Source organism: Glaciecola sp. 1036, assembly GCF_050306235.1.
GTDB lineage: Bacteria > Pseudomonadota > Gammaproteobacteria > Enterobacterales > Alteromonadaceae > Glaciecola.
Genome location: NZ_JBLWFH010000001.1, coordinates 503,738 through 516,249 on the forward strand (window position 1 = coordinate 503,738; position 12,512 = coordinate 516,249).

Genomic DNA, 12,512 nt, shown 5'->3' on the forward strand with positions numbered 1-12,512 from the left:
CAAGTACTGATGATAAACGTTTATTGTTAGCCTTTAGCAAAGCTAGTTAAGGCATCCCCTGCGAGCTGATAGCCAATCCATTCACTTTTAGGCACAGCGCCTATGCTTTCATAAAAATCAATTGCTGGGGTATTCCAATCTAGTACTGACCACTCAAAACGCCCACAGCCTTTCTCTACCGCAATTTTAGCCAGCTGCTTAAGCAATGCTTTACCAGCCCCTGAGCCTCTATACTCTGGGGAAACATAAAGATCTTCTAAATAAAGGCCATGTTTACCTTGCCAAGTCGAGTAATTGTGAAAATAAATTGCAAAACCAACAGGTGTTGAGCCTGATTCACAAATTAACGCAAAAACCGTGGAATTTTCACTGAATACAGCTTCTTGAATCATATCTTCAGTAGCTTCCACTTGGTCTTCTGCTTTTTCAAAAATCGCCAACTCTTTTATAAAATGTAAAATGGTCCCAGTGTCATCGATGACGGCATCTCTTATGGTGATGTTTTCCATGCAATAATCCTGTTTTAAATGCTATGCAAATGGCGCTTTTTTTATAGAGATGGGCACTTTACGCTAACCTTTTGCTTTTGTCAGCTGTTTGCAAGTTAACTGAACAAAAAGTAAATCTTTTCAGTCATATTAGAGTAATAAAAGGTTACTATTGTGAGTTCTACATTAAATGTTTTAGCAAGGAAACTAAATGCGTTTTACCTTTTTCTTATCTCTGTTTTTTCTGCATTTTTCGTCTCAAGCGTTTGACATTATCGCCCACAGAGGAGCCTCTGGATTTTTGCCTGAACACACTAGAGAGGCTGCGGTTCTAGCCTATATGCAAGGAGCTGATTATATTGAACAAGATATAGTCGCCACCAAAGACAAAAAGCTAATTGTATTACACGATATCCATTTAGAGCGGGTTACCAATGTAGAAACCATGTATCCGACACGACATAGAGAGGATGGTCGCTATTACGCGGCTGATTTTACTCTTGATGAGCTGAAAACCTTATTGGTACATGAACGAGAAGATGAAAATGGCGAACAAGTTTTCAGTAATCGTTATAAAGGTAAAAGTGCTTTTCGCATTGCTACCTTTGAAGAACATATAGAGATGATTTTTGAACTAAATCGGCTATTCAACAAAAATGTAGGGCTATATCCAGAAATAAAATCACCTGAGTTTCACTTGGCAGAAGGTATTGATATTACGGCGCTAGTCATGCAAACGCTGAACAAATTTGAGCTCAATAGTAGTTCAGACAACATCTATGTTCAGTGCTTTTATCCTCCGACACTTGATCGAATTCGTACCGAATTTAAAAGCCAAATAAAATTAGTACAATTGATTGCTGAAAACTCATGGGCTGAATCATCAACTGATTATGATGCGTTAAAATCATCTCAAGGCTTAAAAAAGGTAGCTGAATATGCTGACGCCATTGGTCCTTGGATCCCGCAAATTCTTACCCCAGAGTTTGCGGCAACTGAATTATTAGTAGAAGCAAAAACACTGGGATTAAAAATTCATCCTTACACCTTTAGAGAAGATGCTCCCGCTTACCCAATTGAGCCTTCGGTATTATTCAAGACTCTTTTATCAGTAGGCATAGATGGCATTTTTACCGATCAAGTTTTGCCCTATATGCTTGAACTAAAAGAGGCCTTAGAAAGTTCCGCAGAAGTGAATCATTAAGATTTACTCATCCTAATGACAACTCTTCTATTTTTAGAACGATCTAATTGGTTGTCATTAGGTGCAACATGGCGTTTTTCACCATAACCACTGACTTCTATTCGATCTGTATCTACTCCTAGCGCGGAAAAATAATCACGGATCTCATTAGCGCGTCGAATAGACAGTTGTTCATTTGCCCAAGAACCACCATAACTATCCGTATAGCCTGCAACCAGCACTAATTCTAACTCTAGGTCTTCTTTCAAGTATTCCCCGATCATGTCCAAGCGCTTTTGTGAATACTTGGTTAGCTCAGCGCTATTTTTTTGATACGACAACACGGTATAAGCAATATCATCAAAATTGTATGGAAGTAAATTACTTATACATTGAGAAAATTCGAGATATGCATTTTCAAAATTACTGGCATTTAAGCTAACCGCAACTTGGTCAGTTGGATTCAACCAATCTTGATAAAAAATGGTTGGATAAAAACCTTTTTCTAGTTCAGTTAACATTTGCCAAGCAGCATCATTGGGCAAATCACCATCGTATTGTTTACGCAGTTGCATTTGAGCAATTTTGCGCGACGCCACACCAGGCATCCATTGAGGTGGTTTAGAATACAAGGTTGCAGAATCATAACGCCCCGGTAATCTCAACATATCCAAAGTAAACTCTAAATTCAGTTGTTTGGCCGCCTCTGAAATAAAGAGAGCGTTGCCATATTTGGGAATATCATGGCTTAATTCACACACTAGCCTTGTTTGTTTTGATACTTGCCAATTAGAGCTTTCTACATTGACTTGATACTGACGTAAGTTGGCAAATGATGCATGCACGGGTAACAAAATGAAGATCAAACTCACAATGATGCATCGGCTTTTGAAGAATTTTGCTTGTTTATCTGACATAATATTCTTAAGACTATATTTTAGTGACAGGCGACAATATAAATTATTAGTAATGTTATCGGCGGGAATCAGCATTTACTTTATTTTGTCAGACGTTTTTCTTAACACCGCCAAGCCTTAGAGTTTCGTCATTTTTAATGGAAAATCCCCAAACAGTTTTACAGCAAAGATTTAGAGGCTACTTTCCCGTCATTATTGACGTTGAAACTGCCGGTTTTAATGCCAACACAGATGCCATTCTGGAAATAGCGGCTATTACGTTAAAATTCGAAAACGACACCTTAATGCCAGATCAAACCTTCCATGAGCATATTGCGCCTTTTGAAGGTGCTAACATAGAGCAGTCTGCGATTGAGTTTAATGGTATAGATCCCTTTTGTGCGCTTCGAGGCGCAAAAGATGAAGGGGAAGTTTTTAGAGAGTTATGCAAGTTTGTGCGAAAAGCGCAGAAAAATGCGGATTGCCAACGCAGTGTCATAGTGGCTCACAATGCCACCTTTGATCAGAGCTTTGTCAATGCTGCAATTGCCCGTAACAATATCAAACGCATTCCTTTTCATCCTTTCGTTTCTTTCGATACCACGAGTTTATCAGCGCTTATTCTGGGACAAACAGTGTTGGTTAAAGCCTGCCAAGCAGCGAATATTGCCTTTGATAACAAAGAAGCACATTCTGCACTTTACGACACTCAAAAAACTGCTGAACTTTTTTGCTACATGGTTAATCGTTATTCCGAACTCGGGGGCTGGCCGCTAAGCGCAAAATAATTGTAAATAAGAACTATTTTCACTTGCACTTTATCTAAATAACAATTATTATCATTCCCATTGTAATAAAGTGCAGGTTCTCTATGTTTGTATGTATGTGTTATGGCGTCACTGATAAGAAGATCGAACAAGTAGTTCGAGACGGTGGTGTGGGTAACATGCGAGAGTTAAAGCATAAATTGGGTGTAGGTTCTCAATGTGGTGCTTGTATACAAATGGCACAAGCGATTATAGATAAAACCATAGTAGATGAGTCTTTATTTAAAGACGTTGGTTGAATCGCTTAAATAAAACAAATAAAAAAAGTGGCCGCGAGCCACTTTTTTTGTACTTAATTTTTTTCAAGAAACTACTCATCACCCTCAGGTGCAGCTTCTTTCAACAAAGGCTGTAGCTCACCTTGCTGGTACATTTCTAAAATAATGTCACAACCGCCGACAAGTTCACCGTTTACCCACAATTGAGGGAATGTTGGCCAATCTGCATATTTAGGCAATTCTGCACGAATATCAGGGTTTAATAGGATATCTACATAAGCAAATTGATGACCACAGGCCATGATCGCTTGAGAAGCTTGCGCTGAAAAGCCACAGCTAGGAAGTTTAGGAGACCCCTTCATATATAGTAAAATAGGGTTTTCACTGATTTGTTGCTTAATTTTTTCTACTGTTTCCATGGGTATTCCGTTTATTAGCATTGGCTAAAACATAAGGACGAAGTGACATTATATCAAGGTTTAAAAATAAATAATGCCCTTGGTGATCTTTGTATACGAAAAAACAGAAATAAGATACATAAAATAATTTTTAAAATAGGGTTTAAATTTTAACGAGTTACCCTTATTTTACAGTAAATAGATAAAAACGGAGAAAATACATGGCTTTTGAATTACCAGCTCTACCTTATGAAAAGAACGCACTTGAACCACATATATCTGCAGAAACCCTAGAGTTTCACTATGGTAAGCACCATGCAACTTATGTGACTAAGCTAAACGGCTTAGTTGAAGGCACTGATTATGCTGATAAATCACTAGAAGAAATCATTAAATCTAGTGACGGCGGCGTATTTAACAATGCAGCTCAAATCTGGAATCACACTTTTTATTGGCACAGCTTAAGCCCTAATGGCGGCGGCGAACCTACAGGTGCATTAGCGGAAGCTATCAACGCTAAGTGGGGCTCATTTGCTGAATTCAAAGCAGCATTCAATGACAAGGCAGTAAACAACTTTGGTTCAAGCTGGACTTGGTTAGTGAAAACAGTTGACGGCGGACTTGATATCGTTAACACAAGTAATGCAGGCACTCCTATTACGGAAGAAGGTGTTACTCCTCTAGTAACAGTGGACCTTTGGGAACACGCTTACTACATTGACTACAGAAACGTGCGTCCTGATTACCTAAAAGGTTTTTGGGCACTAGTAAACTGGGATTTTGCAGCAGAAAATTTTGCTAGTTAAACCAAGTGAAGAATAAGAAAAAACGGTAGCATTTAGTTACCGTTTTTTTATGGGCGATTACAAACTAACGCAATCTGTTCTTCATAGGGTGAAATCGCTATTCTGGAAACACCCGACTGACAATATTCAGATTTAATGACTACAGGCTTAAACGCCGTAAATACGATTTCTTCCCGATCAACTATAAATGGCATTGAGACTAGCTGGCCATTATCTGTGGTAAACAGCTCACTCGTTGGGCCCCACGCGTAGTAGTTAGCACCTTTGGGTAATTGACCAATTCGTTTTTGTGTTTGAGTGCTAGGGCTATACCACCAAAGCTCAGGCGCTTTGTCTTCCTCATGCACTGAATAGGTATATCCAAATGTATTTGGCATAGCAAAAAGTGAAGCGCCTATTGATGAAGCTATACTTACCCCTTCATCTGTTTCAATGAAAGGATCTGCTAGTTTTAGTTTATGAGGCTCACCTAAAACAAACAACAATACTTTATCTTGCATAGTCCATACATGGTATCCCACAGGCTCAATGGCAGGTGAAAGATGCTTCATAGGTAGACCATTGAAGCCAATTTGCCATAACTCTTGCTTACCTTCGGCATTCACTTTGATAACACTAAAACCTTCTCCATCAGGCGTCGGTGTAGGCGAATATTCGCTTTCTGAAGATTGGGTAATATTTTTGACAGATTTATCTTGAATGCTATAGCGCATAGTATCCATTTGCCCATCAATTTCTTGGGTAAAATACAATGTCTTTTCGCTAAAGAAGTAAGGTTGATTTGAGTACTCTGGGTTGTCGGTAACCTTAGTCAGTCCGTTAATCGTTAAGCCATTTTCTCCTCTTTCAATAGCCCCAATATAAATGTCCGAGCCAGGAGGCGTTTGCGCTTGCCCTAAAAGTGAAAAAGTAGATAAGAATATAGCACCCAAAAATCGCATATTGACGTTCGCCTCTTTTAAAAATATCAGTTGCATGGGTTGACTATAGTAGTGACAAACTCGACGCTTGGCTAGCAACAGCTTTTAATTCTATATTAGGCTGGCGTATTCTCTTTAGATTGCATAAATAGCACTGACAAGAACGCTAGTCCAGCTAAGATAGCACTGTAAACAAACGTCATCACCGGATTAGCGCCATTTTGCCACCATATTCCAGCAAAGTAACTTCCTGTTGCACCTCCAACGCCGAACGCCACGCTGGCATAGACTGCTTGAGCTCTGCTTTGAAATTCTGAGGAAAAATTTTGATGTAAATAATGAATAGAAGCTGAATGGGTTAAGCCAAAACTAAAGGCATGCAATACTTGGCTCAACAAAATTAACCACCAATGATGGGCAAGAAATGCCAACATTAACCATCGCAGTGTGGTTAACGATAAACTTAGCATTAACAGTCGTTTGACGGTAAACCCTTTTAAAAGTCGAACGGCATAAATAAAAATGAATATTTCGGCAAACACCCCTGTAGCCATAAATATGCCGGTTTGCCATCCTAGATAACCCAGTTGCTGGGTATAAAGGCTAAAAAAGCTATAAAAACTGCCAAAACTAATCTGAAGTAATGTATTAGCCAACAAAAATGCAATAAAGCTCTTATTCAATAAAAGTGGTAAGACAGACTTTTTAGTTTCATGCTGATGACTTACTTTGTTAGGCGTGCTTATGGTTAATGTACTTAAAAATAAGCCGAACAAGGAAACACAGGCACCAATCACAATAATAATGGATGAATAAACATCAAGCAGAAACCCCACAATAACTGAGGCAACGATAAATCCTATACTTCCCCACAAACGAACTGCGCCGTATCCTTTTCGCGTATCTTTACATGCATATACAGTGCTTACTTCTAACTGAGGAAGTATTGCTGTCCAAAACATCATCATAGCGGCGAAGACAAAGACGTAAGCGACAAATTGCTCAACATAGAAAACCGGTAGAAAGATGATCAACGCCAATAAACTTCCGCCGCTTAATATCAGCCCAAGTTTTCCTGTTTTATCTGCTAATCCGGCCCATAAATTTGGTCCTAAAATACGTGCCAAAGAAACAGTGGCAATTAAAATACCAATCTGTTCTGAGCTAAAGCCCTTATCATCCAGAAATATGCCCACGTAAGAGACAAAAACTCCCATCAGGCTAAAATAGAAAAAATATGTTAAGGAGAGAAGTCCGCGGTTTAGCGGACTTACTACTTCATGTTTGAAGATCACTTAGTTCTTTGGCTTGGTATAACGGGTGTGGGAGAAGACACCAGATAATTTTGCGCTTTATGGCGCAATAAATGGTCCATTAACACTAGTGCAAGCATGGCTTCAGCAATAGGCACAGCTCGAATACCTACACAGGGATCGTGTCGCCCTTTAGTGATTAAGTCAGTAGATTCACCTTTAACATCTATCGTTTCACCAGAGATACTGATACTAGAAGTAGGTTTTAATGCCATATGCACTAGAATTTCTTGTCCTGTAGAAATACCGCCAAGCACACCGCCAGAGTGATTGGTATGAAAACCTTCAGGGGACATTTCATCTCTGTGTTCAGTGCCTTTTTGGGTTACCACATCAAAGCCGTCACCAACTTCAACGCCTTTAACAGCATTAATGCCCATCATAGCGTGTGCGATATCTGCATCAAGACGATCAAACACAGGTTCTCCCAAACCTACTGGGACGTTAGTCGCTGATACACTGACTTTAGCCCCAATAGAATTACCTTCTTTTTTTAACTCCCGCATATAGGCGTCTAGGGCTTCTAATTTCGATTCATCTGGACAAAAGAAAGCATTGGTATTAGTGATTTCATGATCAACTTTATCAATCGCAATGGGACCTAATTGACTCAAGTAGCCACGAATCTCAATACCGTATTGTTGTTTTAGAAACTTTTTAGCAATGCCTCCTGCGGCAACACGAATGGCAGTTTCTCTTGCTGACGAACGACCTCCGCCTCTATAGTCTCTAAAACCATATTTTTGTTGATAGGTGTAATCTGCATGCCCCGGGCGAAAACTGTCTTTAATTTTAGAATAGTCTTGGCTTCGCTGGTCGGTATTCTTAATCAATAAACCTATGCTGGTGCCCGTGGTTTTACCTTCAAATACACCTGATAAAATTTGCACTTCGTCGCCTTCACGACGAGCAGTTGTGTATCGCGAAGTGCCGGGCTTTCTTCTATCTAAATCGGGCTGTAGATCATCTTCAGACAACTCCAATCCCGGAGGACAACCATCTACAACTCCACCTATAGCGATACCGTGACTTTCACCAAAAGTAGTCACGCTGAATAATTTACCGAAGGTATTCCCCGACATAAAACAGATTACTCCAATTCGTCTAAAATATCTTGCTGAGCCAATAACTCAGCCTTACTGATAGCAAATATACCACTGCCACCTTGATTCAACTCAACCCAATCAACCTTTAATCCATTCATTCGGTTATCGAAATTGACTTCACTATTTCCAACTTCAACAAATAACCAGCCATCATCCCGTAAGTATTGCGCAGCATTGGTCAAAATAGTCACTGTAAGATCCAATCCATCAAACCCAGATGCGAGCGCTAATTCCGGCTCATGATGATATTCTGTTGGTAGATCCGCCATATCCTCTGCATCAACATAAGGAGGATTTGCGATAATGAGGTCGTATTGTTGACCGGATAAACTATCAAACACATCTGATTGTAAAGGATAGACACGCTCTTCTAATTGATATTGTGCGATGTTAATTGAAGCCACATCTAGTGCATCTGGATCTATATCCACAGCATCGACCATGGCTTCTGGATACTTCATCGCCAAGGCTATGGCTATGCAGGCGCTACCTGTGCACATATCAAGGATGTGCAACGGATTTGCTGAAGCAGATACATAGGGACTGAATCCTCGAGCGATGAGTTCTGCAAAAGGTGAACGCGGGATCAACACTCGTTCATCCACATAAAACGGCATCTGACCAAACCACGCTGTGTTGGTAATGTAGGGTAACGGAAGCTGTTCTTGGGTTCGTCGCATTACCCATTCAGATAATTTTAATTTTTCTTGCTCGGTAATTTTTGCCGCTAGAAGATGGTCTTTTTGCGCACTATTAAGTTGCAAAGGCAAATGTAAACATTGATACACCAAATGCTCAGCTTCATCCCAAACATTATCAGTGCCATGACCAAAATATACGTTTTCTTGTTGCAATTGAGAAATTGTAAACCGGATCCAATCGACCACAGTGTTCAATTCTGTATAATCAAATTGTGCAGTTTGACTGATTTCGTTCGACATAGCGGCAGGATAATAGTAGTTGCCAGAAAATTGCCGTTATAATAAAGGTTATTGTAAATAATTTCGCTGTTTTAGGGTGTAAAAGTGAAAAAAAATTCGAAAAATTCGGAACAAACAGAATTTGCTTCACTTTTCGGTGATGTTACCCCACTACAACATGACAAATATGTGCCGCCACAAAAAGATCCCGCTGAAAAACGTCTAAAACTGGCGAAAAATAAAGCAAGGTTAGCAGTAAAGCGAAGAGCCTCTGATTTTCAATTTTCAGATCAGTATCAAGCTCACTTCGATCCCAACAAAGCCCTCGCCTTTATTCGAGACCCTAAATACAAATTTAAAGTAAAAGCACTTAGACGCGGCGAATTGGTCCCAGAAATTAGACTCGATTTACACGGATTAACTCGCCATCAAGCAAAACATGAAATTGCCGCTGTGATAGAAGAAGCCTACGAGCATCACCATGAATGTATCAATATCATTCATGGCGTTAGTGGCGGCGTTTTAAAACAACAGGTTCCAAGCTGGTTAGTCCAACACCCTAGAGTCATTGGATTTCACCAAGCCCCACTTGAATGGGGCGGTCAAGGCGCCCTTTTGGTGCTCATCAAATCACGCCAAAATGACAAAGCGCTGTAAACTTAGGCGTTTTCGTTTACGTTTTTCAAAAATAACCAAACGTAGTATGCGCATATAGCGATTACAACAAAGATTCCGAAAACTGAACCCCAAGCGACTGGATCTGATAATAGAAGATCTAACATTTTTATTGCCTCAATGTATTTCTTTGATGCTTCTATTTTAGTGATGCCTATGAGTAAAATAATGATACAGATCAATACTCAAATCAGGGCTAAATGGGAATAAAATAAAACCTTAATTTAGATCAATAAACCTAAGCTTTCGCAACTAGTTAGGCATGGATTAAGCATTGACGATCTAACTACGAAAACAACTTCATAAACCAACTCTTTTGTAGTTCTTCTTCACATTTTTTCAATTGCCCAGCATAGCGTTTAGAGCGTTGGTCAACCTTATTGGCTACTTTTATCAACCAAGGTTTCTTGCGGTGAGATTGACGTTTATATCCGCCCCAACCTTCATGATAATTCAGGTATTGAGTGCCAGCATCCCATTTGGAAATTCGGTTGATTTTATGGGTTTTGTAAATGAACCATCCCATGAAGTCGATAGCATCTTCAAAATCATCACGATCGGCGAAGGAATTCCCGGTTTCTCTGACATAATCATCCCAGGTCATCGTTTTAGCCTGTGCATATCCATAAGCAGAACTTACCCTACCCCAAGGAATTAAACCAAAAAACACATAATCTCTGGGAGGTAAGGCATCGTGACGAAAAGAACTTTCTTGGTACATCATTGCCATTGGCACATGAATGGGCACCCCCCATTTTTCACGCATTTCTTCGGCGGCATCGTACCAATCATCTTTTTCTTCAAAAATCTTACACAGGTCTTCGCGTTCTCGTGGAGGCGTAGTCGTACAACCTACAGCGGAGACTAAAAATGTAACAAGTAAAATAAATAAAATATTTTTTTTCATTTTTTGGGAACTAAATATCCAATTGTTTGTTCTTATACAACAGATGAAGTTTGTGTTTCCCTAAGTGTGTTTGACCCGCTCCCCTTTTTGAGCGGGTTTTTTTATGCATTTTCAGTCTGTTTATCAGCAAAATAATTAGTTACAAAGGTATCAAAATCTTCTGAATCTTGTTTTTCTAATTCTACCTGCCGTAGCACAGACGCTGATGTCTCTTCTTCAAACTCAGCTTTTTGAATATATCGATAATCTGCTTGCATAAAAAACGATTTATATTCTTTTGATAATGACAACCCAAAACCGCTATTGTCGATATCGTGCGCTTTTAATACAGATAGTAGGCGTCCAGAATATGTTTGTTCTGGCTCGTCCACCTTTAATTTTTCAACTTTAACTGCGTCTGAGTAGGCATTAGTGTTATTAACTTTATCTAAGTATTCAGCAGCTTTTGCAATGTAATCAAACAATGTACTAGCAACACTAGATAAAGCCTCTGGTCCAGACTGGGTTTCTAATTCCAAACCAGGCTTTCTACCTTCTAACACAACGCGGTTCATGTTCAGTTTACTGCGTTCATGATCATCATCGCTATAACCCGGTGATGGCATGACTAAACATGCGAGTAAAAATGCGTCCATAAATTTAATTTGATGGGCATCTATACCAACTTGAGAATAAGGGTTTACATCTAAACCACGAATTTCGATATAGCTCACACCACGATTTGCCAATGCATCCGTAGGCTTTTCTAGATAATTAGCCACCTGTTTAGGTCTCACTGGCGCATAAAGTTCGTTTTCTATTTGAAGGATATTGTCATTAAGTTGATGCCACTTTCCATCTTGCCCCGTCGGAATGTCTTTGTATTCAGGCGCTGGTAAACTAATCGCCTTTCTAAGGGTTTTCACATAGTTATCTAAGCTATCGTAACAAATACGTAAGCCTGATTGGGCTGAACTTGTATATCCTAGGTCACTCATTCTTAATGAAGTCGCATAAGGCAAATAAAGTGTGCCTTTACCAAGTTTTTCAAATGGGTGCTGAGTATCTCTGTGGGCGATAAACGAGCTACAAAGTGCAGGAGAAGCGCCAAAAAGATAGGGAACTAACCAGGCATTACGTCGGAAGTTACGAATAATTGCAAAATACTCTGAAGAAATACTGTCTTTATCCGCCTTTTTACCTTGCTGTTCTAACCAAGGCTGCCAAAACTCATCTGGCATTGAAAAATTAAGGTGCACCCCAGAAATCACTTGCATCACACTGCCGTATCTATGATGCAAACCATTGCGATAAGTCTCTTTCATTTTGGCGATATTGGATTTCCCATAGCGTGCAATAGGGATATTAGTACTGGCATTAACGAAACATGGCATACTTAATGGCCAAAGCAGCTCTTCGCCAATTTGATGACAAACAAATTTATGAATATCGACTAGCTGACCAATTGTCTTGTCTATATCGGTTTCTGGGGGAGTTATAAATTCTAATAAAGATTCTGAAAAATCCGTGGTTATCCACTCGTGTTTTAGTGCACTGCCTAAACCTGCTGGATGCGAAGTCGTTGCTATAGTGCCATTATCATTTACCCGCAAAGTTTCTCGTTCAACGCCGTGACGTATGTTTGGTAGGCACTTGAGAATCAATTCGTTGTCTAACAAAGATAAACGATGAGAAAAATCACTCATCAATAATTCTGATGTCATTTAGTTATCCATTAGTTATTTGCGTTTTTGGTCTAATAAGACGCTATTCGCTTTTGGGTAAATCCCCGTAGGTGCAATATTCGCAAAAAAGTGCGCCAGTTGAAAGAACAATGCTTTGTGATAACGAAAAAATTATATTAAGCTTTAGTTGT

The 12,512-nt window shown here is 39.5% G+C and carries 15 protein-coding genes; 5 read left to right on the plus strand and 10 right to left on the minus strand.

The genetic code is table 11. The features are described 5' to 3' along the window. Positions 1-26 precede the first annotated feature (26 nt). On the minus strand, positions 27-509 hold the full coding sequence (locus tag ACNKW3_RS02215; protein WP_427397652.1) for an N-acetyltransferase family protein: 483 nt from the start codon (positions 507-509) through the stop codon (positions 27-29). Positions 510-699: 190 nt separating this feature from the next. On the opposite strand from ACNKW3_RS02215, the gene glpQ reads away from it, so the two are divergent. Then, on the plus strand, positions 700-1,692 hold the full coding sequence (glpQ, locus tag ACNKW3_RS02220; protein ID WP_427397653.1) for a glycerophosphodiester phosphodiesterase: 993 nt from the start codon (positions 700-702) through the stop codon (positions 1,690-1,692). On the opposite strand, the gene ACNKW3_RS02225 is transcribed toward glpQ, so the two are convergent. Continuing rightward, entirely contained in the window at positions 1,689-2,588 is a 900-nt protein-coding gene (locus tag ACNKW3_RS02225; RefSeq protein WP_427397654.1) for a flagellar protein MotY, read from the minus strand. The two genes, glpQ and ACNKW3_RS02225, sit on opposite strands and share 4 nt — an antisense overlap. 137 nt (positions 2,589-2,725) lie before the next feature. On the opposite strand from ACNKW3_RS02225, the gene rnt reads away from it, so the two are divergent. Next, positions 2,726-3,355 (plus strand): ribonuclease T, encoded by a 630-nt coding sequence (rnt, locus tag ACNKW3_RS02230; RefSeq protein ID WP_427397655.1) that lies wholly within the window; start codon positions 2,726-2,728, stop codon positions 3,353-3,355. A gap of 83 nt (positions 3,356-3,438) precedes the next feature. After that, positions 3,439-3,633 carry a (2Fe-2S)-binding protein gene (locus tag ACNKW3_RS02235; protein ID WP_427397656.1) on the plus strand — a complete coding sequence of 65 codons (195 nt, stop codon included), beginning with the start codon at positions 3,439-3,441 and terminating at the stop codon, positions 3,631-3,633. A gap of 71 nt (positions 3,634-3,704) precedes the next feature. On the opposite strand, the gene ACNKW3_RS02240 is transcribed toward ACNKW3_RS02235, so the two are convergent. Then, positions 3,705-4,031: a Grx4 family monothiol glutaredoxin gene (locus tag ACNKW3_RS02240; RefSeq protein WP_427397657.1), complete on the minus strand. Its 327-nt coding sequence runs from the start codon at positions 4,029-4,031 to the stop codon at positions 3,705-3,707. A gap of 200 nt (positions 4,032-4,231) precedes the next feature. Here ACNKW3_RS02240 and ACNKW3_RS02245 point away from each other — a divergent pair, with 200 nt between their 5' ends. Continuing rightward, positions 4,232-4,816: a Fe-Mn family superoxide dismutase gene (locus ACNKW3_RS02245; protein ID WP_427397658.1), complete on the plus strand. Its 585-nt coding sequence runs from the start codon at positions 4,232-4,234 to the stop codon at positions 4,814-4,816. A 47-nt stretch (positions 4,817-4,863) separates the two neighbouring features. Here ACNKW3_RS02245 and ACNKW3_RS02250 read toward each other — a convergent pair whose 3' ends face one another. The 4 genes from ACNKW3_RS02250 to prmB form a co-directional block, all read right to left on the minus strand. Next, positions 4,864-5,757, minus strand: coding sequence for a TolB family protein (locus tag ACNKW3_RS02250; protein ID WP_427397659.1), 894 nt, complete (start codon positions 5,755-5,757; stop codon positions 4,864-4,866). 95 nt (positions 5,758-5,852) lie between these two features. After that, on the minus strand, positions 5,853-7,031 hold the full coding sequence (locus ACNKW3_RS02255) for an MFS transporter (RefSeq protein WP_427397660.1): 1,179 nt from the start codon (positions 7,029-7,031) through the stop codon (positions 5,853-5,855). Beyond that, positions 7,028-8,131, minus strand: a complete 1,104-nt coding sequence (gene aroC / locus ACNKW3_RS02260; protein ID WP_427397661.1) for a chorismate synthase — start codon at positions 8,129-8,131, stop codon at positions 7,028-7,030. The genes ACNKW3_RS02255 and aroC overlap by 4 nt, the downstream gene beginning before the upstream one ends. 8 nt (positions 8,132-8,139) lie before the next feature. Further along, complete coding sequence (gene prmB, locus ACNKW3_RS02265; protein ID WP_427397662.1) at positions 8,140-9,096, minus strand: 50S ribosomal protein L3 N(5)-glutamine methyltransferase; 957 nt, start codon at positions 9,094-9,096, stop codon at positions 8,140-8,142. 84 nt (positions 9,097-9,180) lie between these two features. Between prmB and smrB the strand changes: the two genes are divergently transcribed. Continuing rightward, positions 9,181-9,732 carry an endonuclease SmrB gene (gene smrB, locus ACNKW3_RS02270; protein ID WP_427397663.1) on the plus strand — a complete coding sequence of 184 codons (552 nt, stop codon included), beginning with the start codon at positions 9,181-9,183 and terminating at the stop codon, positions 9,730-9,732. Between the two features lie 2 nt (positions 9,733-9,734). Here smrB and ACNKW3_RS02275 read toward each other — a convergent pair whose 3' ends face one another. The 3 genes from ACNKW3_RS02275 to gshA all read right to left on the minus strand — a co-directional run bounded on the left by ACNKW3_RS02275 (position 9,735) and on the right by gshA (position 12,360). Beyond that, positions 9,735-9,857: a DUF3149 domain-containing protein gene (locus tag ACNKW3_RS02275; RefSeq protein WP_427397664.1), complete on the minus strand. Its 123-nt coding sequence runs from the start codon at positions 9,855-9,857 to the stop codon at positions 9,735-9,737. Positions 9,858-10,036: 179 nt separating this feature from the next. Beyond that, a complete protein-coding gene (locus ACNKW3_RS02280; protein ID WP_427397665.1) occupies positions 10,037-10,657 on the minus strand; it encodes a hypothetical protein in 621 nt (206 codons plus the stop codon). 101 nt (positions 10,658-10,758) lie between these two features. Further along, positions 10,759-12,360, minus strand: a complete 1,602-nt coding sequence (gene gshA / locus ACNKW3_RS02285; RefSeq protein ID WP_427397666.1) for a glutamate--cysteine ligase — start codon at positions 12,358-12,360, stop codon at positions 10,759-10,761. Positions 12,361-12,512 lie beyond the last annotated feature (152 nt).